A 326-nucleotide genomic window follows, 5' to 3' on the forward strand; every position below is an offset into this window, starting at 1 on the left:
GGAACAGAACTGCACCGTCACGCTCGCCCACTCGCGCACGAAGGACCTGCCCGGCCTGTGCGCGAGCGCCGACATCCTGGTCGCCGCAGTCGGCCGGCCTGAAATGGTCAAGGGCGAGGGGATCAAGCCCGGCGCCACGGTGCTCGATGTCGGCATCAACCGCATCGATGCGCCCGAGCGCGGCGAAGGCAAGACCCGGCTGGTCGGTGACGTGAACTTCGACCAAGCCGCGCAGAAGGCCGCCTTCATCACGCCGGTGCCCGGCGGCGTCGGACCGATGACGATCGGCTTCCTGCTGGTGAATACGGTGCGTGCCGCGGCCGCGC

The 326-nt window shown here is 69.6% G+C and carries 1 pseudogene; it reads left to right on the forward strand.

Annotated features, from left to right (window positions below):
- Positions 1-326 (forward strand): annotated as a pseudogene (locus E5162_RS14280) (bifunctional methylenetetrahydrofolate dehydrogenase/methenyltetrahydrofolate cyclohydrolase); the annotation flags it as partial.

The organism is Marinicauda pacifica, from assembly GCF_004793635.1.
Taxonomy (GTDB): Bacteria; Pseudomonadota; Alphaproteobacteria; order Caulobacterales; family Maricaulaceae; genus Marinicauda; species Marinicauda pacifica.